The organism is Candidatus Accumulibacter contiguus (genome assembly GCF_036625285.1).
Taxonomy (GTDB): Bacteria; Pseudomonadota; Gammaproteobacteria; order Burkholderiales; family Rhodocyclaceae; genus Accumulibacter; species Accumulibacter contiguus.
Genome location: NZ_JAZKUC010000001.1, coordinates 2,471,282 through 2,496,543, shown reverse-complemented (window position 1 = coordinate 2,496,543; position 25,262 = coordinate 2,471,282). Strand labels below are relative to the sequence as shown.

Here is a 25,262-nt window from a genome sequence, read left to right as displayed (position 1 = left end):
AACTGACCGTCGCCGAACCCTCCTGGATGCCGAGTTTGTCGTGGGACGGCTGAACCGGAAACTGACCGGCTGGGCGAATTACTTCTCCCTCGGTCCAGTCAGTCCGGCTTATCGAGCGATCAACACCCATGTCACGCAACGGCTCCGCCAGTGGTTGTGCAAGAAACACAAGGTTCGCGGCAATGGGGGGACGCGCTACCTCGATCGGTATCTCCACGAGGCGTTGGGGCTGATCCATTTGCCTACGCGGACCCATGACCTTCCGTGGGCGAAAGCGTGATGTCTTGTCCGAGAGCCGGATGCGCGAAAAGCGCCTGTCCGGTTCGATGAGCGGGATGTGGAAACGGGGCTACGGCCAGGCTACTTGGGCACCGCCAGACGAAAGGGGCGGATACAGACAAGCCGGACCTACGGTTACCGCGCCACATCTCGACTCTACATGCGTCGACGCCTATTGGTCGCCAGCCGCCTTGCCGGCCTTCGCCAGCCGGTCGAGCATGTGGCGCCAGTGGCTGCCTTCCCAGAAGACACGCCGGCATACTGCGCAGGTGCTGAAGTCCTGCTGGTGTTCTCGCACACGGGGTGGCAGGGCGTCGAGGATTAGCGCCTTTTCCACCGCCAGGAGCGGGGCGTTGCATTTGAGGCAGCGGGAGAGCGGCTGCATGCTGCCAAAAAGGTCAAGCCGGGCGAGTATTTCTGACAACTGCGAATCGGGCTTCAGCGCATACACGTAGCAACCGCGCGTGATACCCCGCCGCTTGAGCAGGTCGCGGTCGCGGGTCAGTACGATGCGGCCGTCCCGTCCGGCGATGCGCTCAATCTCGGCATCGTCGAGAGAATTGTCGTACAAGGTATCGAACCCGGCCATTCGTAACAGGCGGGCCAGGCCACCCAGATGGACGTCGGCGACAAAGCGTGTGATACGTAAGGGGTCGGGGCGCACGCGCAGCAGGGGGCTGATGTCGAAAGCCTCGAACTTCGGATAGACAGAGATGCGGTCGCCTTGTCGTAGGCGCTGGGCGAAGTCAACCGAGACCCCATTGACGAGAATCAGCTCGACCTCTGTGTGCGGCACACCGAGGGCTTCAATCACATGCTTGATGGTCGCGTCCGTGGCGCACGCAAAGTCGAATTCCCGCCGGCGCCGCTCAGGGGCGATGAAGTCGTTCAATTCCTCGTAGAAGCGGAACGCCACCACCACCTTGGCGGTCGGGCGCTCCTGGTGCACGCCAGTATCCTCCAGTGATGGCGCAACAGGTGAAACTCGGCTTGTCATGGAGACCCTTTCCCCGCTACAAGAGGCGAGGCACGACACGGGTAGCCGGCGCGCCTCTGATGAGTGTACTGGAATGCCCCTGGTGCACATTCTGATTTTCGGCGGACTCTGCGCTTGGTAAGATCAGCATCGCGGATTTCCGTTCGCCATCCAGGAGAGCAAGCCCATGACCGCCCTTGATCCAATTGCCCGAGAACGCTCAATGCAACGGAAACGCGATCTGAACATGGTCGCTGCCTGGGAAGCTGGGCAGTCCCATGCCGACATTGCACTGGCGTTTCAACTCTCCAGGGAAAATGTCAAGGACCGGATAGAGCGGCATTTCCGAGCCAAACAGCGGGAGGCCAGCAGTGATCCGTTCGACAAGATCAGCCCTCGCTTGCGAACGCTGCTCCTCAAAGAAGGCCTGACGACGGTCAACGCAGTGGTTGGATGGTACAGAAGCAAAGCGCTGTTCCAGATGCGAAACGTCGGCCGCAAGAGCATCCAGGAAATTGAAATGTGGTTCCCCGTCGAGCGACTGTACCAGAACTACGCTGCGGTCTCTCCCTATATCACCAAGGATGGCTCTGAAATCCGCGAGCTGATGCACCCAGCGGTTCAGGGTAACCGCAACCAGAGCCTGGCCGAAGCCACGCTTCCCGCCGGAACCAGAACGATGCTGCACAGGCATCTCGTGACGGAAGAAATCTACCACATCACAGCCGGCGAAGGACAGATGACTCTGGGAGCGGCGCCGTTCAAGGTCGGGGTTGGCGACACCATCGGTATCGCGCCGGGAACGGCACACTGCATTGAAGCATCGACGAGCGGTGCGCTGGTGTTGCTCTGCTGTTGCTCGCCAGCCTACTCGCATACGGATACGGAAATTCTCGAAAATGGCCAGGAGGATTGAGGATGGAGCGATCATCGGCTCGACGATCCGCTTCGATCTCTGACAGGGCGGCGAGAATCTGCTGGCGCTGCTGCCCCTGGTCGACGAAGTCTTCTCCGCGGGTCAGCATGAAGTACACCATGCGTGCGAGCTTGTGCGCCGTGGCGGTGTTGGCACTGGATTTGTCCATGCGGCTGCACAGGCAGCGCGCAGCAGGGCTTGCAGCTTCGCGTCGCACTCGGTCAGGTGGCGGGCGATATCGTCGTACATCGCCAGCGACTGGCGCAGTACGAACAGGGGCTCGTCGCGCCAGTTGCCGGTCAGCGCCTGGGTGATCTCCTCGGCACTGGCCTGGACGCGGCGGTCGCGGTGCTTTGCCAGTACCTTGGGATCGCGTTCGCCCGCCACGATGGCACGGATGATCGCCTGGCCAGTCGCGCCCAGGACGTCGGTGAGCACCTCGGTGAGCTGGATGTTCATCTGTACCAGCGATTTCTGCATGCGCTGAACCAACTGGCCTGTTCGGTGAGCAGAACCTCACGCTGACGGGCTACCGTGCGCACGACGCACCCATCGCCTTTCGGGCGCCAGGCCGCGCGCAGGAACCCCAGGCTCATCCGCTTTTGCAGGTGAGAGGCATGCCTCGAACGGCAGTCCTGCACGTCGCTCTTGCGCCCAGGAACGTACTTCATCTCTGCGCATGGTCATGATCGTGCTCCACGATGGTTGAGAATGGCAGCGCCATGGGAAACGTCGAAATTCGAATCGATCTCCTAAACGGGATGCGCATCGCTGCGCTCACCACTGTCGCCGACGATTCCCGGACCATGCTCGCAATCGGGCTCGTGTGAGCTCACACCAATGGAAGGTCGGTCATATCGGCACTGCCACTAACCATGTGAAACAAGTAGCACGTAGGCGCAAGGGCCGGCGGGCCTACTCCGTGTTTCTTTGAGAGCGCCTGACCCGCGCGCGGGGTTGGGAGGCTCGCAAGGTACGCCTTTGCTTGCGCCATGCTTCGAGGTCCGCCGGGGCGAGTTGCTCCGCAGTGAATGGGGCCAGGACGGTGAGCACGTCTCTCATGATCCGCCTCCGACTTGCTTTGTCTATCTATCAACAGCTTAGACGAGCCAGCGGCTGGTTTTGCCACCCTGGTATTTTTGAGTTCTGCCGAACGAACACGAAAGTGAACGAACGAAGGCCAGCAGTTCCCGGCATAATAAATCACTTCGGATAACTCCTAAAATAAAATGCAAATTTGCATTTGCAGATTACGTTTTTGCAGAAGTAATGCTTCCGACTTTTTTCACGGAAATAAAATTTATATTAACAATCACACTAAGTAATAAACCGGGTACAAAAAAACACCATACGAACGAGCAAAGATCTACGACGTGTCTATCTCTAGCGTACCGGCCGAGTAACCCTTTGCAATTGCCTTCCACAACACCTCCCAAGAAGGGATGAGATAACTTGTAAACAGCTCGATCATCCGATGCCACAAAGAGATTAGAGTACGCCGTGACTGGCGTGCACTTTTAAATAGCTCACATCCCCACGCTTGGAGCTGATCAATTAAAAAAGCCATGAACGTCAAACAACCAAAAACTGAACTCAAATTTTTTTCGCCATGTCCGTAATTGTGCTCTAAATTGTAACCTTGATTCTTCAGTGTGTTAAACGTTTCGTTTTCTATTTTCCAGCGCGCTCGACCTCCTTGCATGACTTTGAAAACCGTCTCTTTCGTTAGTTCGATATCAGTGATCCACGAAAAAATAACCTCCTTGCCTTTTTTAATTTGCCAATATTCCAAAAAGTTAACCAGCAAATCCGGATGGCTTTTATTCAGGCGAACTCCGTTAATAAACCGAAATCCGTGAATAATTCCTGCGTCGTCAATCTTTTCAAATTCAATGGCTTCCCCTTGACACATTTTTTTCTGGATCAAATCAAACAAATGGGAATGATCTCCTTCTTTGACGCCAATAATGTAGCTCATTCCTAATGATTTCAACAACTTAAGGTGTGGTCCGTTCGCCGACAAACTGTCCTCTATGATAATCGGCTTCAGGTGCTTGTATTGCTCGCTCAGGTGCTTCAGCAACCTTTTCGATGCATTACGCTCACAGTCATTTTTGTTATCGCCGTCCTCTTTCATGATTGGCTCCGGCATCAGGGGAATAACCACTGGGTAGTCCGGGTGAACCACCGTTGCACACAACAGCTGATGATAATATTCTTCTCTCCCATCCCGGTGCTTCTTCACACAACACTGCGGACAACTTGTAGCACCGGAACTAAAATGCCCGGTACCATCAATGGATACTAATACGTGACCATTCATAAAATGGTATTGCTCCATCACTCCGGCCTGCACTGCACTTTGATGGAGCGCACAAAAGCTCGAACTCAGCTGTCGAAAGTCAATTTCGTCCAAGATGCTTCGCATCTGCGTATCCGATGGGGTCGTCTGAATACCATACATCGTCATCAGATTGTGCCGTATGACCTCGTTTTTTCTTTTTTCATCGAACTGAAGTAGCGACGGGCACTTCATTGAAAACATAGCAAGCCCAGACATCAAAGCATCTGATAAAGGAATTGATTTGCGATTCGTGCGCTGATCGACTATTCCATCAAATGACGAACGAGCCTGCTTGAGTAAATTCGAAGCCGATAGATCTTCCGAATTTGATGTGATTTTCCAAGAAATGGTTTTTTTCATCTTGCAGCTAAACTTAATCAGATAGATGTCAAAGTATACTACTAAAATGCAAAGTTAGCCCCTTCACCGAGGCTGAAAACGCCTCGTAACTTGTTGTTTTTAGTGGGGGAAATTTATGCCGGGAACTGCTGAACGAAGGCTTGATTCCCACTCGGCCTAATATCGGACAATCGTCACCACTTTCCTGGCTCGGGTCATGGCCACGTACTGAAGACGCTGAAGGTCATCCCCGCTCGCTTTCAGGCCACGACAGTCCTGAGGGATCAGCAGAACCACCTCGTCGAATTCAAGACCTTTGGCGCGATGCATCGTCGAGATGCGCACCGACCTGGAATCGGGGTTGTCACGCTCGTCCGGACCAAGGACCGTGGTCGGTAACTTTCCAGACTTCAAAGCTGCCTGGACCGCAAGTGCATCCTGCCGGGTGGGCACAATCACACAAACAGAACGCGCTTCGGCTAGGCCTGTCTGAACCATCGGGAGCAAGCTGTAGAGAGCGTCCTCCAGATGTGGGAAAGCAAGCATCCTGGGAATCGGGCCGTGTGATAGCGACTTGTAGTGCTTGACCTCATCGGAACCTTCATCAAGATCATCGACCTCGCAACCTTCCAGCGTGGCCACCGCCAGGCGACGGATTTCCTCCGTGGTGCGATAGTTGAGATACAGCTTGCGCGACCGCCCCCGAATATTGATGCCTGAGGAACTCATTGCCGCGCGATTGCGGGGGTAGATGCGCTGATGACCATCGCCGACAAACAAGAGATCGTTGGGCGCTGCCGGCACCATTGCACGCAGCAGCCGAAGCGCCTGCGGCCCGAAATCCTGCGTTTCATCAACAATGACCGCAGAGTACGCTGGTGGTTTGTCCCGTAGCAGGGCCGCTGCGTCGCGATAGGCGTCATCGACTTCCTTCAGCTTGCGACTCGCCAGCTGCGCCCGGTATTCTTCAAAGACGGGCCAGATGGCATCGCGCTTGCCACGCGTCAGCACCACACCCCGTCCGGTCCGCCTGGCCTGGCGATAGTCATCACGCGAGTTGATTCCCTGCGCGAGAACCACGCGCTCGAGCTCATCCTCATAAAAGTCCGGCGGCAGGGCAAGGCGGGTGTCCTGGAGCGCCAGCGCGCGTTGCCAGGCTTCCGCCGCTTCCCCTTTCTTGCGGTTGTAGATGATTTGATGATCGTACTTGTAGCGGCGAAGAAAGCCATGCACCCAGGCATCGAGATTCTTCACCTCGATCTTCTGCATGACACCCGGACTGCAGAAGGTTTTCAGATTTTCCTCGATGTCTGCGGCCAGATTGCGCGTGAAGGTGGTGAAGAAAACCTTTTTCTCGGTCGTGGCCCGATTCTCGGCCAGCCATTTCGCCCGATGCATCGCCAGAACTGTCTTGCCGGTCCCTGCGCCGCCCAGTACCCGCAGCGGACCGCCACGATCGCCTTGCGCCAGCTTGCGTTGGGTCGGATGCAGGAAAACCCGCCATTGCGAGAGCGGCGAGTTCAGCATGGCCGCCATCGTCTCCTCATCCGCGACCACCACGAAGCGCGATTGCGATTCCGCCGTCTCGATGGCCGTGGCGAAGTCTTCCGTATCGATTGGGTGATCGACACGGGTTTCCCGTGAAAACAGCACATCGGATACGCTATCGCCAGCGGCAATCAGAAACAGACCCTCGTAGGCCTCAACCGGCAGCAGGCCTTGCACGGCATCCAGCTCGAACTCGGTGTGCATCGATCTGACTTGCTCCAGGAGCTCCTGAGGAGTGCCGATGCTCAGCAGATCGGCATCTGACAGCGCAGCAAACATCGCCGTCTGCGCTTGTTCCACCGGCTGCGTCTGCGGCTCAACAGCCGGCCTGGGCGCCGCCAGACGCGCCTGCTCCAAGGCAGGCTCAACGAGGCTTTCAACGGCAAACACCTGCAGCGCACCGGTCGTCGGGTTCACCGCGACGCGTCGTCCCGCTGCCCAGCGGTACGCATCGTCATGGTGATCGACGTACATCAGCACATAAACGTCCCCGGCCGGGGGTTTGAAGACGATGCCACGCCAGTCCTGGTCGATACGGACAGACTTCAGATTCCCATCACGGGCGCCATGGATCGGCTCGTAATTGATGCCACTGGCGGTGGGGTCACTCTGAAAACGCAAGGCCCATTTCAGCACCTTCCCCTGCACTGCGGCAGTCAGGGTCGCCAGATTGGCGAGGAAATCCTGCGCCAGCGCCACTTTTGGTTTGCAGGTCATTTCGGGATCTCCTGCTGTGTGTATTCCTGCGCGCCATGATCACCGAGTGCAGCAGCCAACTGCTGCGGCCACTGGCCATCGGCCAGCCATGTCTGCCATCCCTTGCCCTGCCAGACAGCTGCACTCTCCGCCTGGGCTGGCATCAACAGCACCAGCTTCTGCGCAACCCAGGCCAGTTCGGCTTCGGCGACCACGTCACCGGCTTGCTCCAGTTCGTAACCCACCTCATCGGGGGGTGACAAACCGGCATCCATCAAGACCTGCGGCTTCCCACTTAAGCCGGGACAATCTCTAACTTCAATGGGTTATGCACAACCCGGTGGCGGGACTTCCTCGGTAAGGGAAGTTCCCCCATCTGGTTGAGCAGCCAATCGAAAAGATCAGGGAAAGAGGTGCTAAACAGACGTTCGGCTGCGATAGTGCCGTCACTACGTCTCACCCCATAGTTGTGGATAACCGTTAGCGCAGCCAGGCGGCATTTCGTCAGACCTCGCCCGTTATGATACAACTGGGACAAGCGGCCATTGCGCCCTTCGACGGCGGAGGAGCTGCGATGGAACTGTCGCACCATCCATTCCCCCCATTCTAGCCAGCGCTGCAACTCACTCTCGGAGAATCCCGAATGGAACGGGTCTGCTTTCCAGGCCTCTAATGCTCGCTGCCAAGCCTCCTGATACCGTTTCCGGTGAACCCTGTTTTGCGTTTTCCGCATTTGGTAGTGCCAATAGAGTACGGGCAACAGCTTGCTCGTCAGCCATTGCCGAGTCGCTTCATCCAGAGACCAGCCCAGCAGGATTTCTTCTACCCAAAGCCACCAAAAGCTGACGTGACTCGATAAGGCGCCGATCTGGGCACGGAACTTCTTCAGGGCGGAACGGGTATCCTGGATCCCTTGTTGCGCCGCCAGAGTTTCCAGGGCCTGTGCTCGCGTTTCCAGTCCTGCCACTACGCTCTCCGCCGTCGTGCGAGTATTCTCCTCCAGGGAGAAGGGATGGATTTCCTCGGCGATTCCCAGCAACTGCTTCTGGTACTCTTGCTGCGCCTGTTCCACTTGCGCGCGGGCTTCCCAGGCACAGGCCTGTTGTGCCGCCAAAGCCGCCTTTTCCTCGGTACTGGCTCCGCGCGACGGCTGATCAAGGGCCTTCTGGGCCAGTTCGCAGCACTGATCCGCCTTGGCTTTTCGACGTCCCAAGGCCGGTGACAACCAGCGACTGAGGCCATATTGCTCGTGGAACGTATCCGCGCCCGAGGTACACTCAAAGCCTGTGACCGCTAATTTGATCAGGGCCTTCGCCCGGTCACTGATGGCGTGGTTGACTTCGATACCCAGTGCTTCCAGGCGCGGGGTCACCTGGGCAAACCAGGTATCGAAACCCCGGTCCTTCTGAATCGACTCCAGCAATAGGTAGCCCGAGGACAAATCCATCAGCACCAAGATCAGAATCTCCCCAAAGAACGTCTCATCCGCGGCCACCACCGCTTGGCGTGTCCGCGTCGGTACCGAGGCTTCACACTGTTGCTGAAACAGGGGCAACAGCGCTTCCATCCGGCTGAGTTGGGTCTGCAAGGCGCTGGGAGACACCCCCACATGGGTATGAAGGCGGATCAATTGGAAGAAATCCGACAAGGCACCCGCCCCCACATGATGTTGCAGCCCGAACGTGTACAGCACAGCAAATACCAGCAATCTCAGCCATGCCTCCCCCTCTTCGGTTTCCCAAAACCCCGATTCAGGATGTCGGTTCCTACGGGCTTGCGCTTGCAGGTGGCGATGAACACTGCTTTTCGGGCGATGAATTAATTCCCCCACTGCACGCAGGCTTCGTTTTCCCTGGTCTGTAAGTGCGGCAAAAATGACGCGGCTGGTTGTCCGTATGGCTTGAGTCGTAGAGTTTTTTTGTCATAAAACTGATGATACAGGAGATGCGGCAACCAGTTCCCATCTCCTCAGCTCCCTTCATCCTCAGACTCTATCGGTAGCATGACTGTCCCGCTTTAAGTGGGAAGCCAGACCTGCAATCCCTCGGCCAGGGAACTCATCGCCTGTTCGATGACCGCCGCCCAGACAGCCGCGTGCACTGCCCCGTGCGCGCTTGACGCGGGAGAAACACCCTTAGCACCCTTGGCAACGCCGAACACGGAATGGTCACCGGCCTCCAAGCCCTCTTGTGTGGCGAGCAGAAAACCCGGCAGCGTCTGGAAGATGTTGAACAGCCATAACCAGCGCCGCCAAACCAGATGCCGCTCCGGTTCATCGTGCAGAGGCGCATCGTCGAAGAGGACGAACCCCGGGCTCACCGGAATGGCAACCGACAAATTCGCCAGTTCACCTGGCCACCAATAGCGCAGCCTCAAGGAAGGATCATTCACATTGCCACAGGGAACGCTCCGGGCGGGATGCTCACAAGGCAGGTGATCCAGCCCGTTCCAGAAGCTCAGCAACTGCTTTCGCGCTTCTTCGAGAAGAGCGTTCTGCGGGTGGGGGATCATGCGGAAGGCAGTGGCGCCCGCATGCCGGGCCAATCTGCCGACCTGTTGATCCCCTCCCTCTCCGGGTGGTTTGCCCAGCCACTGCAGCAGGACGGCCACGGCGTGCCGCGTCCAGAGCTGGTCGTCGAGCAGCGAACCAAGCGCTGGCGGGAGTGCACCGATCTCGTTGCAGCACATTGGCTCCAGGCAGTCCGCCAGGCTCGTCTCGAGCGTGCCGTCCATCGCCGCCTGGACATCCTCCCAGGTCAGCGACCAGACCCAGAATCTGCCGCTCGCCACCAGGGCGCTGCGCTTGTGGGCATCCTCGCGGGTCGAGGCCTGATGGTGGGCCCAGCCGTCGCAAAAAATGGCGATCGGCCGCCGCGGCGATTTGCTCTGCGTCGGCCAGAGCACGAAGTCCGGCCGACACGCCGCCTTGATCCCCTCGTTGGCACCCAGATCGACCTGCGGCTCGACCCAATAGCGCTGCTCGCCGACCTCGAGCAAATAGCCGGACTTGCCCTGGACAATATCCTGCACCAGCTTCACGAACGGCAGCCCGCCCACTCCGCTCAGGCGGCGCAGGCTCTCGATGAAGCGCGCCTCGAGTTCCGAGTCAAAGTTGGGATTGATGTAGATGTCGGCAACCGAGGCAACACGCTCCAGTTGCCCGAGTTTTTCGACCAGCTGCTCCAACAGCAATCGCGCGCGATCGCGCGAAACCAGCGCCATCGCACGTCCCAGGCGGTACTGATACACGCATCGATAGCAGCCGTCTTTCTCGGCATCGGCATTGCAGGAGCAGGCGCACAGATGAGCCAGCGCCAGGCGCAGCAACTCGACCAGCGTTTGCGCTTCATTGGCGAGCAATTCGTGCAGGTAGCCCGTGCCGCCCGGCACCGAGTCGTAAAGCAGTACGTACTGCCGATTCGCCGCGCCGTCCTGACCCTTCTCCTCCTGCGTCAGCATCCGCAGGTGGTCGACCTTGCCGCCGAATCGCTTCCTGAGACCAATGCGTATGGCGGCCATGAAGGACTGAACCGACGCTTCATCGACCCCCGAACGGGTGTAGGGCACGAGAATCCGCAAGGCTTCCGACGAGAACTCGCGGTATAGGTAGAGGCAGTCGATGATGTTTTCCGGATCATCGCTACCCCGCTTCTCGCAGTCAAAGGCGTGGAACTGGACAAGCTCGCGTTCGCGGACATTGCGCGGCGCCCTCTGGATCTGCCCACAATGCCTGCAGAGCTTGAATCCCGGACGTGGCCTCTGCTGTCCGGCGACGGCGTAGGACTCACCGGGCTTGGTGGGTTCGCCAAAATTCACGTCCCGGAAGACCACCCGCTCGATGAATTCGAAACCAAAAGGCAGGTCCGGCGCCGCCAGGCGATACGCCTCCCTGATGTCCTTGATCTCGAAATCCGCCAGCATCTGGCGCACATAGAATTTCGGCTCGCGATCTTCAGCGCTATCGTCGATCCGCACTTCCGTATCGTTGCTGTTGGCAATCGCCTGCCTGAAACGAAGCAACTGGCGTTGCTGGGAAACATTGGCCCACATCGGGTCACCGCAGCGCGGACACGAGGCGTGGCTGTCCGCATGGATCTCCAGATTTTCCATGTGCTGGCAGGTCGGGCACATGCGCCACGTTTCGAGCGACGACAGACCGACGTTGATCTGGTCAATCTCGACCCGGCGCTGGTTGGCGTAAAACACATTTTCCGGCGCAAATTCGGAGAGTGCCGACTGTGCCGGTCGTTCATAACGTTCGGCAGGTAATGAAAGGTACGTCGTCGAGCCTTGCGGATCGTCGCTGCCCTTTTTTCGCCAAAGCAGCGACTTCAACTCGACCCCGGCTTCGGGGAAGGCGTAATTCGGGATCATCCCCGCATCGGTGAGGGTGTTCAGCAGCTCACGCTGATTGATCTCCTTGACCAGTTCCAGTGCTTTCTGCCGCTCGCGTTCGAGATGGTCAATCTCATCGCGGCTGGCCTCATCCTGCGGACGCGCCTTGAGTCCCTTGATCTGCTTCCTGATCGCCACCCCGCGATCACGGTGCGTCTTACGTTCCCTGGCCAGTTCCTCGAGCAGTTTGCTCAGGCGCAGGCGGAGGGCATCGTCTTCGTCGTTGCCCTGCAGGAAGCCGCGCAGGCGGCCGGCGACCCGATCATCGAGGTCTGCCCCCAACAGCGCCATGAAGCCGCTCAGCAAGCGCTCTTCGTGGGCGAGGATGTACTCCAGAAAGGTGTACGGAAAACGCGTCTGATCCAGGCTGTCGCGCGCATTGAGCGCATCCTGGGTCTTCTCTGGCAGCGCCGTATCGGGAATGCCGGAGCCGACCCAGTCATCGAGACAAAAAGCGAACATCTGTCGGCGCAACACTTCGGCCGCCTTCAGGAAGATGCCCGGCGGAACCACTTCGCCCTGCAGCATCTCGTCGGTGTCGGCAAAGAAATACAGGTCGTGCGGGCTCGCGCCATCGGCCAGTGTGGCCGTGAAGGCATTGCCATCGCGTCGCCCGGCGCGTCCGATGCGCTGCAGGTAGCTGGCCTGGTTCGGCGGGACGGAGCAGAGCAAGACGGAGGACAGATCGCCGATATCGACCCCCATCTCGAGCGTGGGCGTGGCCGACAACAGGTTCTCGTACCAGGGGCGCGGTTCCTTGGCCTTGAAACGAAGTTCCAGAGCCTCGCGTTGATCCCTTTGCAGCAGACCGGTATGTTCCGCAGAAAACACCCGCCGCAGGTCACCGCGGCTGAAGCGTCTGGCCAGCCAGCCGCCAGCGTCCACGCGCTCGGCATAGGTTTCCTGCGATGCATCGAGGCAGGGCATTCCCAGCAGGGCCGCCGCAGCATCGGCGGGAACGGTCAGCGCACGCTTTCCCTGCGCGGAAAGCAGTCGCTCGAGCCGGGTTTCGATCACCAGTGCCGCCGGATTCAGGGCGATCACGTCGATGGGTTGCGCCTCGATACGCAACACGACGCCTTCCTGAACCAGAGCCTCGATCGCCCGCGCGTAGATGGCCTCGTCGGCTTTGCCGGGCAGCAACCCGTCCGCCCCCAGGGTGGCCAACAGCCAGGTCTGAAAGAAGGTCGGCGCCTGCGGATTCACCAGGTGGTCAAATCCGCGCTCGCGCCCCAGCGACAGGAAAACCGGGCGCGGCGTGCGCTCCCCCATGCCCGGCAGCCACTCGCCGCGCCCCTGCGTGCGCGTGAAGGCGAAAACATTGCCGTCACGGGCATAGGCCATCAACTCCGGCATGGCCACCGCGCCACGCTGTCGCAGGTGACAGACAAAGCCCCACAGCCACTGCACGACGGTCCGCCGGACGGCATGGCGAATGCCGAAGGCTTCGTGCAGAACCGGCAACAGCGCAGCGGCTGCCCGCTCGATATCGTCCAGACGGGGAGCCAGCGTGGCCTTGCCAATCGCGTCCAGATTGCGTCCACGCCGACTGAGGTAGGTGAATTCGGCAAAGGCCTGCCAGCGCAGGCGCTTCCTGACCCGCTCTGGCAGGTGGCTGTCTTTTGGCAAGTGGTCATGCGCCTGCATCGACACCGCCCAATCGCGCTGCCACATCATGTTCGGACCGATGAACTCGGCAACGAATCGTCTCCACAGGCATCGCCAGCGGCGAGTCCTTCTCCTGCCACAGGCTGGCCGACTTCTCGAGAAAGGTATTCCAGGAACACTGCGGCGTCGCAAGCTGGTCGATCACCTGTGCCAGGCCGGTGCGCACCGTATTGAGGTAGGTACGCGCGGTGAAGAAGCCGGCCCGATGCGCTGCATCCTGCACCGAATCGGAAAACGCAATCAGTTTCTTGTCGTCATTGAACGGGCTGGCCCAGGTCTGCTCGATCGTCACCGCACCGAGCGTCGCGTTGCGCGCACCGAGCAGGAGTTGCCGGAACTTGCTGCCACACGCCGGGCATGCCGGATCGTGCCAGGTATGCGAAATACCCGCTTTGGTCGTCGTCGTCCGGCTCGCCGTCACCCGGAAGACATCGACCAGGTCGCCGTGGCCGCAGGCGGCGCATTCCCCGGCGCCACTCTGCAGATGGCCGCATTGCGTACAAACGCGCTGCACCATGCCGTCGCACAGCGGCCGGCTCAGGCCCGCCGAGGAATACAGGCGCAAGGCCTCCGGCTGCCCGGAGAACCAGGTGTTGTAAATCTCGTCGAGATCGGTCGACAGCCTGGACTGGCCGCCCGGCAGACGGCTCAACCAGCCGGTGGTGTGGCAATCCGCGCATTGCAGCAGTGGCAGATGGAGCTTGCCGGGCTCGCGTCTGATGTCGCTTTCGGCGCGCAGCTCGATCGTGTTTGGGTCACTGCGAAGCTGCGTGACCATGCGCCGCAGCTCGCGCATCCACAACTGCACGCGCAATGTGACCAGCGGCTGGCCGTCTGGATCGCGGGCCCAGGCGACGAGCACCAGCAGGGCATCGAGCACCCTGCCGATATGCGGTCGCGCCGCCTCGGGCAGGGGACCCTGCATCTGCTCCTGCAACTCGCTCAGCGAGACGATCCGGCCCCGGATCAACTTCAGCAGGTTGATGAACAACAGGTGTTTCTTGAGCGCTGCTCCGAGCGCGCTGCGCCAGGCGAGGTCATTGACGTCGATCGGCGGCGTCACACCGGGGAAGAACAGGCGGAACCAGGCGTCGACCGCCGCCGCCTGCGATCGATAGCGATCGGCATCGAGCAGCGCCGCAAAGTCGGGGCGAGGATGGAGCACATGCTCGATGACGCTGTTTCCGAGGAACTCGATCTCGTCGAGGCGATTCTCGGTGACCACCGACTCGGGCGGGAAATCCACCGCGAAGATTTGCCGGGCGTATTCCCGCAAGGGCGCGGTATCCGAGTTGCCGCCCAGCGTCGCCGAAGTCCCGGCGCAGATCAGATGTCCCGCGGGGGTTTGCAGGCGCGCGCGCAGGCGGCGCAGCAGCAAGGCCAGGTCGGTTCCCTGGGCGCCGTCGAAGGTGTGCAGCTCATCGACCACCACATAGCGCAGCGTCTCGGTCGTGTTCTTGGCCCAGAGCAGCCGATCCTTGGGCCGAATCAGCAGGTAGTCGAGCATCTTGTAGTTGGTCAGCAGGATGTCGGGCGGATCCTTGCGCAGCGTTTCCCGGTCGGTGATCACGCTGGTCGCGGTCATCGCCATCAGGCCCTGCCCATCCTTGCCCGGCGTCCGCCGACAAACAGGCCCACCCGCAGCCCCTTGAAACCCGGTGTGCGGGCAATCACCTGCGCAAAACGCCGCGCCTGGTCGGTCGCCAGCGCGTTCATCGGGTAGATCACCAGCGCCTTGATACCCGCAGCGCCGTCACTGCTGGCACGCGCGCAGTGATCGAGCAGCGGGTACAGGAAACACTCGGTCTTGCCGCTGCCGGTGCCGGTGGCGACCAGCGTCCCGGCGGCGTCGAGCCGACTCGCCAGTCGTTGCCACGCCGCTTCCTGATGGACGTGGCCGGGATACTCGGTCTCGAAACTCGCCGAAAAACTCTTGCCCCGGGTGCCGGTCCGGAACGGCAGGCCGATCTGGATATAGGGGCCTTTCAGCCAGCGGCCCTCGTCGTCGGTAAAGCGCTGCATGACGCCGGCGAACAAGGGGGTCGTCAGAAGGCTCAGAATTCTGGATCCGCGCGCGAGCAGTGAAGGCAACATGGGGGTGACAGGAAAGTGCTTCAGAATCCCCCTCGCCCGCTTGCGGGAGAGCAACTTCTGAATCTCGCGGGCTATGGCGTTCAGCAGCATCTTGATGCAAGGCAACATTTTCCGTTAGCAAGCAAACGTTCATAAAAGGTCTTGATGACGGGGTTGTAACGTATGGCACTTAAGGCTCAGGGCCAATCGGTTTCCTTCCGCCACGCGCATGCCAATGAGCTGGTTGTGGCGTACAAGCAAGGCTTCCAACGCCTCCTGGTTGGCATCGGGCAGTTTCATCAACAGCCGTTCCCGCTGCGCCGATTGGTGCAGTGTCCGCGCAAAGTGCGACAGGACTCGCGCATCAATGGCGTCCGTCTTGGAAAGGTATCCCATGGATTTGGCAAAGTCTCGCGCCTGCCTCGGATTGACCACCATCACCGGCAGCCCGGCCGCACAGAGTGCCGCCGCCACCTGGCGCTCGAAGCCTCCCGTGGCCTCCAATACGATCGCCCCAATCTCCTCAGAACGTGGAACGAGCTCTTTGACCAACGCCGCTATATCAGCGTCAGCATTGGCAATGCATTGGGTTTTTGATTGGTCGTCTAAAGCGATCTCCAGCGTGTCTTTGGAAACGTCAATACCCACAAACGTTGATTCAGAAGCGTTCATCTATAGCCATCCTTGCAAATACGTGGTCACGGCTTTCCGGCACGTGCCAACCAGCAACTGTTCGGTATTCAGACAAACGGCTGACAATGCACGCCAAGTGCTCTCCCACGGGCTTGATGTCCCAGAGGGGCGTCGGGCTGTGCGTCGCCTTCCGAACTCGTTTCCACCACACCTCCGTGGCACTCTACGACCTAAACCTTGGGGCTCTGCCCCAAACCCCGCACTCGCCGTGAGGCAGCGGCCGGGGATGATCAACCCCTCCCCAGCCCCTGCCTCAAGTGTACTTGGCTTACAGGATGTCAAGAGGCTTTCGCGGCATAAACGCAAGAGAAAAATACCTCTCTCGCATTTATTCCACGGTCCTCTTGACACCCTTCCAGCCATGACTTCATCTCCTCTCTTGAACGAACGAAAAACCACAAAACGAAGCATACAAGGGGTTGGGGGAGAGGGCCGGTCTTCATTGCACGGCCGCAGCCAGTACCTGGATGAAGGGCTGAGGCTCGGTGGTCATGGTGTCCTGCACCCACTGCCGGTATTCATCGAAGACTTTGCGGATGTGCTGCGTGCGCTGCTCACGTCTCGTCTTCTTGAACTGTTCGGCCTGCTGGTTGGCGGCCAGGCGCAATTCAAGCTGCTCGATCTGCCTGCCTTGCAGGCGTTGCAGATCGGCAAGGGTTCCCGACAGGCGGGCGGTCATGTCTGCGGCAAAGCGGCGCTGCAAGGCCAGCATGTGCTGCTTCATCGCGGCGATCGCACCGGGCAGGTTGGCCTGCAGCGCGGCGGTGTCGATCCCCTGATTGCGGTTGGCCAGAGTACCGGCCTTGAACCGGGTGCGGGCGACGAAGTCGGGGAAAGCCTGCAAGGTCCAGGCGCCAGCGTTGCATACCGCGACCTGCCACTCGATCAGCAAGGGCTGGCCCTTGCGGTTGGGGATCAGGCCCATGAGCAGGAAGGCCTGTTCGCCATCGATCACTTGCGGACACTGGATGACCGGGGCGCGATGACGGCCGAAGGCGGTGAGCACCCGGTCCGACAGCCAGTCCATGATCGGATGCTGTTGCCAGAGGTAATGCAGCGCTGGCCAGCTCTCCTCATCCGCTTTCGCCTGACGGGCCTGCTCGATGGCCTGGGCCATGCGGCTCTTGTGGGCACACAGGGCATAGCGATGGTGCTCGTCGCGGACTTCCAGCGGCAGGGTGACGCGCAGGCGTTCCTGCAGGTCACGCGGGGCGTTCAGCGTGATCGTCTGGCTGGCATCGTCGTGGCTGAATGAGGCAATCGGTGTCGGAATGCAGAGTTGCTGCAGGGCGGTCCTGGCAAAGGCGTAGTCGCTGCTGAGTGCGCCATCGCCGAACAGGGAAATGCCCTCACGGATGAAATCGGTGCTGGGCGGTGGTGCGGTGGCCGCATCACCCCGCTGCTCCGTCTGGGCAAACAGTTTGAGCAGCCAGTCGCCACCGGCGTCGGCATCCGCATCCGTGCCTGCCTGTTCGGTTGACGCCTGCGCCGCATCGATCGTCGCTTCAAATTGCTGCGGACTGGTACCGGCGGCCATGATCTCCGCGACCTTGGCGGCTTCCTTGTCGGATCGAAAACGTGCAGGAATGAGGCCGGGTCGCCGAGGTTTCGGTTGGCCTGCTCATCCTTGGTTTGCAGGATTTCGAGAATGCGCAGGTCGCCCTTGATGCGGTCGACGCCGGTTTCCGTGAACAGATAGACGATGCGGGGTTGCCTGGTCTGGCCGTAACGATCGACACGGCCATTGCGCTGCTGGAACACCATCAGCGACCACGGCAGATCGAAATGCACCAGTCGATGGCAGAAGTAATGCAGGTTGAGACCTTCCGAGGCGACATCGGAGCACAGCAGGACCCGCACGGAGTCGTCCTGGCGACCGAAGCGATCGACCAGTTCCTGCTGCTCGGTGTCGGTCATGCCGCCGTGCAGGATCTCGAAGTGGCCGGCTTCAGGCCAGCCGCCCCGGGCAGGTTTTCCCGCAACCAGCGCAGCGTTTCGATCCGCTCCGAGAAGATGACCAGACGGTCTGAGGGGTCGGCCGCTTGCCAGTTGAATGATGGATCGTGGAGACGCTGCACCAGGCGCTGGAACTTGCTGAAACTCGCGGCATCGATCTCGCGCAGGGCAGCGGCAAACTCCTCAAGAGCGGCGACCTCGGCCTGTTCATCGCCGCTGATGGCTGGCTTGTCCTGCAGCAGAGCGATTCGCCGCCCGGTGGAATCGAGCGCGGCGAACGGGCTGGAGAACAGGGCTTTCTGCATGCCGACCCGCTGCAACTCCTGCTGCTTCCCGGCGCGGTGCTCGCCCTTCTGGGTAAACGGGATCGCCAGCAGAGCCCGGTAGGCCGCTTCTTCCTGCGGACTGGCAGCCTGTTTCAACTGCTCGGTGATACGTTCCTGGAAATCGGCACTGACCTGATCGCGAATATCCTTCTTGAAGCGGCGGACGACCAGCCCCTTGTCACGAAAATCCTCCGGCGTGTAGTCGTCCGGGTCGCTGATGGCGGTGGGGTCGAGCAGGCTCATCAGCGAAGCGAAGCTGCGCGCTGAACCATCGTGCGGCGTGGCCGACAGGAGCATCATGGTGTCCGAACGACCGGAGAGCAGGCGGGCCAGTCGGGCACGCCGTGACAGGCCATCCTCGTTGCCGCGCGCCGCGACGTTGTGACACTCATCGATGATGATGATGTCCCACCAGGCGTTTTCCAGATAATTCCGGTACTCAAGATTGTTCTTGAGCGTATCGATCGAGATGATCGTGCGGTCGTAGTAGTTGAACGGGTTGTGATTGCTGGGGATGCTGTTGCGCACCCGCTGCAGCCCGACCGAATCCAGGCGCACCAGAGGTATCGAAAAACGGCTCCAGAATTCTTTCTGGAACTGGGTCAGCATGCTCTTCAGCGTAATCACCAGGATACGCTGCCCGCGCCCGCGCTGAATCAGCTCGGAGGTGAGAATGCCGGCCTCGAGCGTCTTTCCCAGACCGACGGCATCGGCAATCAGGATCCGCTGGCGCGGCTGCCGGAGGGCCTGCAGCGCGGGATCGAGCTGATAGGGCACGAGATTCATGACCGCGCGATGGCCTAGATGGATCTGGTCATCGTTGGGTGTGCTGCGGCGAAGCTGCGCTTCGAGATACAGGAAAGTGCTGTTGAAATGCGAACTGGTGTCCGCCACAAGCTCGGTTCGGGCCGGGTCGAGGACGAGGATTTCCTCCTCCAGCTGCGTCAGGAACTGGGCAGACCGGCCTCGCACCAGTTCGGAAACGCCATCGCAGCCGAGCAGGTAGCCGCCATCGCTGGATGGATCGACGCGGCGGACAGCCACTCTTCATCGCGAACGACGACACGCGCGCCAGGAGCGTAAGGAAGCATTGATGTCTTTCACTTGTTGTTCTTGTACTCCCGGATAAAGCAGGCAGCTCCCGCTGGCCTGAATCCCCCCAGCCTTTGCAAATTGGGTTCTACACGGGATGTGAGCACTTCCTGCACGATGGCGACTGCGGCGAAGATGCTACAGGAATGCCGTCGCATAGTACCGCAAACGACCGCGTGATTGGCAAGGAATCCCAGCCGCGCGAATCGTATGCTGCCTTATGAGGGCGCAGCCGGCTGCAACCACGGCACGATGCACGGCGAAGCCGTTCTTCGCATTCGATTCCCCGCTGGCTGGCCGATCTTGGGTCGCGTGCCGGGCGATCGATGCTCTCTGCAGTCGGCACGGAGGGTTTTATTCTGGCGGACCCTGACGTCCTCACTGATCGTCCAGCCCTGATCGGCAAGCTCGGCGTCGATGAGTGTGCGAGCAAAGGCTTCGGTTCAAGGGCGGCTGGCGTGACAAACTGCGCGAGCTTGGCCGTCTGCTACGCGAGCATGATGCGGCATTGAAGCGTATCGAGTAGGTTCGACGGGCTGCCGATCGAGCGGGAAAAGCGCACTGCACAATGCTGGTGGCAACCATCACCGGCGACGCTCAGGCGCGTTTCGGTGGCGAAGTGGGATGGTATGGGCTCAGGGCTGATATCTCTGGCGTCTATCGGCTGGAAACTTTTTGGTCATTGCCATGCGCGCTTCCGCGAAATGGCGACAGTGGGCAAAAAACCTACCAAAAGATGGCCCGATGCTAGCCCAGTGCGAGCCCAGAAAAACCGCCGGCTTGCGTTTGGTGGCTAACGTCTTGAATTATTTGGAGGCGCGAGCGGGAGTCGAACCTACCTACACGGATTTGCAATCCGTAAGTTACGGCATTTTTTGGCGTTGATCGGGATGCAAGGCAGGCTGTAAATAGCAGCAAAAACAAAGCACTTACGTATATAGGCGTTGCTTGACATAGAAGCGGATTGCGGTGAAATGGCTACATGGCGGCTACACGGAATCGCCCATGTAGCCAAATCCGGAGCCGACGAAATGAACCGCGAACGCCTGACACCTGACCGAATCCGACGGCTGACCCTGCCCGCTGGAACCGGGCAATCCTTCATGTGGGACACTGACGCTCCGCGTCTGGCCGTTCGCGTGACCGCTGGCGCGAAGTCGTTCGTCTTCGAGGCCAAGCTGAACCGGCAAACCGTTCGCGTGACCATCGGCGACACCCGAGCGTGGACGCTCTCCTCCGCCCGCGACGAGGCGCGCCGGCTGCAAACGATGGGCGACCAGGGGATAGACCCGCGCCAAGAGAAGCGCGACCGGATCGCCGAAGCCGAAGCCAAACGTGCCGAAGATGAAGCGAAGCGCGAAGAGGCGAAGCGCGTCGCAGCGCCGGCACTCGACGCATGGCAAGCCTACCTCATAGCACGCACGCCGAAATGGGGCGCACGCTCGCTGCTTGACCATCAGAGCGTATCTGACGCTGGCGGCAAACCAAAAGCGCGAGCCCGGCACACGGGAGAAGGTGAGACAACATTGCCCGGTATCCTGCGCCCTTTGCTGGAGCTTCCTCTGGAAAAGATAACTGCCGACCGTGTGTGTGTATGGCTCAAGGACGAAGCCGACCGCCGCCCGACTCAAGCAAGTCTTGCTTTCCGCCTGCTGCGTGGCTTCCTGAACTGGTGCTCGGTTCGGGACGAGTACAAGGCGCAGGTACACACCGACGCGTGCGCCAGCCGGGCAAAAGATGAACTACCGAAGCAAGGCGTCAAGGACGACTGCTTACAGCGGGAGCAACTGCCGCTATGGTTCGCGCACGTTCGCCAGATCGGCAACCCCGTAGTTGCCGCGTATCTGCAAGCCTTGCTGCTGACCGGAGCGCGCCGGGAAGAACTGGCCGGGCTGACGTGGGAAGATTTGGGCTTTCAATGGAAGTCGATGACCATCAGGGGCAAGGTGGAAGGCGAGCGCGTCATTCCGCTCACACCCTACGTCGCGTCGTTGCTGGCCGCGCTGCCCCGCCGCAATCAATGGGTGTTCGCAAGTCCTCGACTGGATTGCTGTGATCAAGACCTTTCGCCACAAGGGACTGGAAGCCTTCTTCCGCACGGGCAGCAAGGCGGGCATTCAACCTCACCATGCTGGAAGGCTTCGTGTGCAGCTTACTACGCTGGACTGGGCGCGAAGTCCTGACGACATGAACGCATCAGGGTGGCGACTGCATCCGCTCAGTCATGATCTGAGCGGGGCATTGGTCTGTGGGGGTCAGCGGCAATTGGCGTTTGACCTTCACCTTCGATGATGGCGACGTGGTTCTGGTCGATTATCAGGACTACTACTAGGAGAAGCGCATGAGCAGGATGCATAACCCGGCGCACCCCGGCGAAGTGCTGCGGGAATGGCTGCCGGAAGACATGACGGTGACGCAAGCGGCGAAGGAATTGCAGGTTTCCCGCGTGACGCTTTCCAAGGTGCTGAACGGCAAGGCCGGCGTCACGGCAGGCATGGCGCTGCGTCTGTCTGCGTGGCTAGGGAACGTTCAAGAAACAACTTGTGCAAATTCAATATTTGACTGCGGAGAAACGGTGTAATTCCATTTAGGGAGAATGGAATCGGCAATAATCTTCAGGGTTGACTTGAGTTGCTCTGAAGCTTTGCGCCCAGTTTCGTAGACTTTGTTGAGGATGTCGACGGAGACACACAGGCCAGTTTTCGTGTGTGTGCGTTCAATCAATTCCTTCACCAATGGAACGTTCTTGAAGACTACGCCTTCGCAAGCACGCGTGACATGAGGGAAAAGACGGTGTTCGATCGGGTTGTGTTTGGAGCAGTACGGCGGGTAGTGGGCAATACGAATTTCCAGTCCGATGCGGTTGGCCAAGGTCTGCAAATCCTGTCGAAACAAAGAGGAATTGGAGGGATTGCTGCCTCCGCCATCGCACGTCAGGAGGAGTTGGGTGGCGTGAGCATAGTCGTACTGGCCCACCTTTTCCCACCAGTGCGCGACGCTGTCGCACGCAAATTCCGTCGTATCGTGGCTCGTTCCTAGGTTCACGTGCCCCTTGTTTAACCCTACATCATATAGTCCATGAGGCACAATTTTTCCCTCGCCGTAGCTGGCAAAATCATGGTCCAAGACTTCAATGGATTCTCGTGCGTACAATTTTCCCGCGCGATAGAAGTTGCCTATCATCTCCTTTTTCTTCGTATCCATGCTGATCACAGGCTGGTTCCGTGCAAGATACTTCGCTTTGATTTCTGTGATGTTCTGAAACTGGGGATTACGTTCTGGATGTTGCTTGAACGACTTCTTTTTCTGGGCTTGGCGACTTGCAAATTTATTCTTTTTCAACAACTTGCAGGCAACATAGCGACTTACAGGAATGCCATTCGTCGTGATTCGATCGGCAATAGCTTGCGGTTTGAGGTTCGTCCAGACGATGTCGTGTTGCGGACTTCCTGCCGTATGTTCAGCGATGACTTCAAAAAAAAATGCTTTCCAATTCAGGCATGGCGTTGATGATGGATTTGCGGCCGCCCCCTGGTCTGCGGATCCGACCGGGCGCCAATTCTTGCATTTCTTTCAAATCCGCCAAGCCTTGGCAGATCGTCCTGGAGTCTATACCCAACAATTGCGAAATATATTCCTTTCCACCCCACCCTAATTTCTGGGCTTCGACTGCCGCATACCGTCGCCGATCTTTTTCGGACAACCTGCAAAACATTGTCGTCATCAGACGTTCTATTTCTTCAGTGTAAGGCTTCATGCAATGAAGGAAATCTTAGCCATGGGAGAATCTGCCATCTTAACAAATACTCAGTAATTCCCGGCCTGACTTAACCTATTAATTTATATAATAAATTATCGCACCAAAGCTGTGCATGCATTTTGAGAGTCATTTGTAATCAATGGGTTGAATGATTTATGCCGGGAATTGCTGACAAATACTCAAATTCCGCAACTTGTTTTTTGAACGTTCCTAGGCACGTCCGCCGATCTATGGCTAGGGATGCAGAGCCAGTGGGATCTGTGGCAAGCCGAGCAACTGCCGAAACCCAACATCAAGCCGTTGGAGAAGCTCGCCGCCTGACCAAGTTTTGCCGCGCCTATCCCGACGGGGAGAAAACCGGGTTCCTTCACCCGGCTGGCGCGGCACCCAAATGCAGGAGCATTTGAAGGAATGCGCGATGCAAATCACATTCAAAGCGAACATCCCGACCGACGGTGAGATAGCGCGAAAGCTCGCCAAGTGGTTTGACCGTTCGATAGACGATCTACCGCTACAACTGCGCTCAATTGCCGAGGCGTACATCCCGAGATGGTCTGAACTGTCTGCCGCAGACCAGCGAGTACGGGCCGACGAAGCAGACCGGGAATTGCAAGAAAAGATCGGCGCCCGATTCGAGAAGGCCAGAATGGATGCTGAGCAAGCCAATGCCGCGACGCCTGCCAGATTTGCACAACGCGCCATGCAAGACGGATTTGACAAGGTCGCGAGAGAGAAGGCCGGCGAACCGAACTTTGAGGCGAGAGTTGCCGCGGTCAATCTCAATCCTCCCAACTTGGCACGAAGGCATAATTCGTCGAAGATCTCTTTGTCCGCGTAGTTCATATAGCATAGCGTCTCTCCAACAAGCTGATAAGAAGAGAGAAATGATGCCATCACTGACCCTGAAGTATTGAAATGTAATTAATGCACTCGCCCGCTATCTGTCCTCCCAGGACCTGATGGAGAAATCCCGTCTCGATCCCCGGCATTTCACCCGCGACCGCAAGCTCACCTTCCCCGTGATCCTGAGCTTTCTGCTCTCGGGTGTACAGGGCGCCGTCCAGTCGTAGTGGAATACGTTCTTTGCCGACCTCCGGAATCGGGCGGAGTCGATCCGGAAAGTGAGCGCACAAGCGTTTTCCGCCGCGCGCTACAAGATCAGTTCGCGGGTCTTCGACGAGGTGAGCCGGGAGTTGATCGCCCACGTGGAGAAGGAGATATCGATTCCTCGATGGCAGGGGCTGCGGGTGGTTGCCGGCGATGGCACGACGGTTCAGCTGACGATGCGGAAGAAGGGGATACGTTCGATCGTCAGTGGCGTGGCGTTCGGCCTTTACTTGCCGGGAATCGAACGGTTTCTCAGCTTCAAGTTGCAGATGGGCAGTGGTAACGAACGACAGATGCTCTTCGAATCGATTGATGAGCTGTGCCCGCAGGATCTGCTGCTCCTTGACCGGGGCTTTCCCTGCCGGTGACTGCCCGCAGTCCTCCTCGCGCGCCCCATTCATTTCTGTATCCGTTGCGATCTTTCCCGTGGATTCAAGGTGGTGCGTGAATTCCTGCGCTCCGGCGAAAGCGAACGGGTGGTCACGCTGCGCGCACCGAACCGGCGGGATGCCGAAGACTACGACTGCCCGTGGACGTCCACGACGGTTCGCCTGGTGCGGGTAGTGACCCCAAATGGGCGGATCCATGTGGTGATGACCTCTCTATTGGATGCGATCGCTTTTCCCACTGCCGCTTTCGCGGGGCTCGATCATTCTCGCTGGAGAATTGAGGAGGCTTTCAAACGGATCAAGCATCGCCTCGGCCTCGAGCACACTTCCGGCCTGTCCTGGCACGCCGCCAATCAGGACTTTGGGGCCAAGCTGAGCTTCGACAACCTCAATGCCCTGGCCGCCTATGTCGCGACGGATGCCCACCTCGACCCCGACTCCCCCTACAGAATCAACCGTACCCAGGCGATCCAAAAGATCAAGGAAAAAGTCGGCCGCTGGCTGCTGGCCGGCGCGGCTACTACCCGCCAACTCAAATCCCTGATGAAAGAGATCGCCAGGGACCTGCAGAAGCTCGTCCCCGAGCGAACGAATCCCCATCACCCTCAACCCAAACCTCATCTCTCTCATGCGTACAAACCCGCATGACTATGTGCTAAGTTGCGAGGATTGCGCTTGCGGGGCAGGGGGGCTAAACGGTTACGA

Annotated in this window: 18 protein-coding genes and 5 pseudogenes; 8 read left to right on the top strand and 15 right to left on the bottom strand. The window is 59.1% G+C overall.

Annotated elements, in window-relative coordinates; translation table 11 throughout:
• Positions 1–19: 19 nt before the first annotated feature.
• Positions 20–280: pseudogene (locus V5B59_RS26210) on the top strand (group II intron maturase-specific domain-containing protein); the annotation flags it as partial.
• Between the two features lie 171 nt (positions 281–451).
• Here V5B59_RS26210 and V5B59_RS12240 read toward each other — a convergent pair.
• Entirely contained in the window at positions 452–1,228 is a 777-nt protein-coding gene (locus V5B59_RS12240; protein WP_288130643.1) for a Mut7-C RNAse domain-containing protein, read from the bottom strand.
• A gap of 547 nt (positions 1,229–1,775) precedes the next feature.
• Here V5B59_RS12240 and V5B59_RS12235 point away from each other — a divergent pair.
• Positions 1,776–2,171 carry a cupin domain-containing protein gene (locus tag V5B59_RS12235; protein ID WP_169069319.1) on the top strand — a complete coding sequence of 132 codons (396 nt, stop codon included), beginning with the start codon at positions 1,776–1,778 and terminating at the stop codon, positions 2,169–2,171.
• A 58-nt stretch (positions 2,172–2,229) separates the two neighbouring features.
• Here the strand turns inward: V5B59_RS12235 and V5B59_RS12230 are convergent.
• The 12 genes and pseudogenes from V5B59_RS12230 to V5B59_RS12175 form a co-directional block, all read right to left on the bottom strand.
• Positions 2,230–2,845 (bottom strand): annotated as a pseudogene (locus V5B59_RS12230) (IS110 family transposase); the annotation flags it as partial.
• 692 nt (positions 2,846–3,537) lie between these two features.
• Positions 3,538–4,875, bottom strand: a complete 1,338-nt coding sequence (locus V5B59_RS12225; protein ID WP_332351919.1) for a transposase — start codon at positions 4,873–4,875, stop codon at positions 3,538–3,540.
• A 156-nt stretch (positions 4,876–5,031) separates the two neighbouring features.
• A complete protein-coding gene (locus V5B59_RS12220) occupies positions 5,032–7,119 on the bottom strand; it encodes a UvrD-helicase domain-containing protein (RefSeq protein WP_332351918.1) in 2,088 nt (695 codons plus the stop codon).
• On the bottom strand, positions 7,116–7,373 hold the full coding sequence (locus V5B59_RS12215) for a hypothetical protein (RefSeq protein ID WP_332351917.1): 258 nt from the start codon (positions 7,371–7,373) through the stop codon (positions 7,116–7,118). Before V5B59_RS12215 ends, V5B59_RS12220 begins: the two co-directional genes overlap by 4 nt.
• Before the next feature lie 20 nt (positions 7,374–7,393).
• Positions 7,394–8,929: a DUF6399 domain-containing protein gene (locus tag V5B59_RS12210; protein ID WP_332351228.1), complete on the bottom strand. Its 1,536-nt coding sequence runs from the start codon at positions 8,927–8,929 to the stop codon at positions 7,394–7,396.
• Between the two features lie 185 nt (positions 8,930–9,114).
• Positions 9,115–13,170, bottom strand: a complete 4,056-nt coding sequence (locus V5B59_RS12205) for a DUF1998 domain-containing protein (protein WP_332351916.1) — start codon at positions 13,168–13,170, stop codon at positions 9,115–9,117.
• Positions 13,127–14,752 (bottom strand): DEAD/DEAH box helicase, encoded by a 1,626-nt coding sequence (locus V5B59_RS12200; RefSeq protein WP_332351915.1) that lies wholly within the window; start codon positions 14,750–14,752, stop codon positions 13,127–13,129. Before V5B59_RS12200 ends, V5B59_RS12205 begins: the two co-directional genes overlap by 44 nt.
• Entirely contained in the window at positions 14,752–15,363 is a 612-nt protein-coding gene (locus V5B59_RS12195; protein WP_332351914.1) for a DEAD/DEAH box helicase, read from the bottom strand. The genes V5B59_RS12200 and V5B59_RS12195 overlap by 1 nt, the downstream gene beginning before the upstream one ends.
• Positions 15,364–15,429: 66 nt before the next feature.
• A pseudogene (locus V5B59_RS12190) lies at positions 15,430–15,906 on the bottom strand (IS110 family transposase); the annotation flags it as partial.
• Positions 15,907–16,366: 460 nt separating this feature from the next.
• The gene (locus V5B59_RS12185; protein ID WP_332351912.1) at positions 16,367–17,464 is read right to left on the bottom strand and encodes a hypothetical protein; all 1,098 of its coding nucleotides are present in this window, start codon (positions 17,462–17,464) and stop codon (positions 16,367–16,369) included.
• A 245-nt stretch (positions 17,465–17,709) separates the two neighbouring features.
• Positions 17,710–17,844: pseudogene (locus tag V5B59_RS12180) on the bottom strand (helicase-related protein); the annotation flags it as partial.
• The gene (locus V5B59_RS12175) at positions 17,841–19,253 is read right to left on the bottom strand and encodes a DEAD/DEAH box helicase (RefSeq protein ID WP_332351911.1); all 1,413 of its coding nucleotides are present in this window, start codon (positions 19,251–19,253) and stop codon (positions 17,841–17,843) included. The pseudogene V5B59_RS12180 and the gene V5B59_RS12175, both read right to left, overlap by 4 nt.
• A 1,022-nt stretch (positions 19,254–20,275) precedes the next feature.
• On the opposite strand from V5B59_RS12175, the gene V5B59_RS12170 reads away from it, so the two are divergent.
• From V5B59_RS12170 to V5B59_RS12160, 3 genes and pseudogenes are all read left to right on the top strand, one after another.
• Positions 20,276–21,484 (top strand): integrase family protein, encoded by a 1,209-nt coding sequence (locus V5B59_RS12170; protein ID WP_332351910.1) that lies wholly within the window; start codon positions 20,276–20,278, stop codon positions 21,482–21,484.
• A pseudogene (locus V5B59_RS12165) lies at positions 21,381–21,633 on the top strand (type II toxin-antitoxin system RelE/ParE family toxin). The gene V5B59_RS12170 and the pseudogene V5B59_RS12165 overlap by 104 nt, the downstream one beginning before the upstream one ends.
• Positions 21,634–21,642: 9 nt before the next feature.
• The gene (locus V5B59_RS12160; RefSeq protein ID WP_332351909.1) at positions 21,643–21,882 is read left to right on the top strand and encodes a HigA family addiction module antitoxin; all 240 of its coding nucleotides are present in this window, start codon (positions 21,643–21,645) and stop codon (positions 21,880–21,882) included.
• Here the strand turns inward: V5B59_RS12160 and V5B59_RS12155 are convergent.
• Entirely contained in the window at positions 21,831–22,733 is a 903-nt protein-coding gene (locus tag V5B59_RS12155) for an ISAzo13 family transposase (protein WP_332352192.1), read from the bottom strand. The two genes, V5B59_RS12160 and V5B59_RS12155, sit on opposite strands and share 52 nt — an antisense overlap.
• 40 nt (positions 22,734–22,773) lie before the next feature.
• Positions 22,774–23,058, bottom strand: a complete 285-nt coding sequence (locus V5B59_RS12150) for a hypothetical protein (protein ID WP_332351908.1) — start codon at positions 23,056–23,058, stop codon at positions 22,774–22,776.
• 421 nt (positions 23,059–23,479) lie between these two features.
• On the opposite strand from V5B59_RS12150, the gene V5B59_RS12145 reads away from it, so the two are divergent.
• The 3 genes from V5B59_RS12145 to V5B59_RS12135 all read left to right on the top strand — a co-directional run bounded on the left by V5B59_RS12145 (position 23,480) and on the right by V5B59_RS12135 (position 25,205).
• The gene (locus V5B59_RS12145; protein ID WP_169070770.1) at positions 23,480–23,899 is read left to right on the top strand and encodes a hypothetical protein; all 420 of its coding nucleotides are present in this window, start codon (positions 23,480–23,482) and stop codon (positions 23,897–23,899) included.
• A gap of 283 nt (positions 23,900–24,182) precedes the next feature.
• On the top strand, positions 24,183–24,536 hold the full coding sequence (locus tag V5B59_RS12140) for a hypothetical protein (protein WP_332351907.1): 354 nt from the start codon (positions 24,183–24,185) through the stop codon (positions 24,534–24,536).
• A complete protein-coding gene (locus V5B59_RS12135) occupies positions 24,537–25,205 on the top strand; it encodes a transposase (RefSeq protein ID WP_332352191.1) in 669 nt (222 codons plus the stop codon). It begins immediately after the preceding gene.
• Positions 25,206–25,262 lie beyond the last annotated feature (57 nt).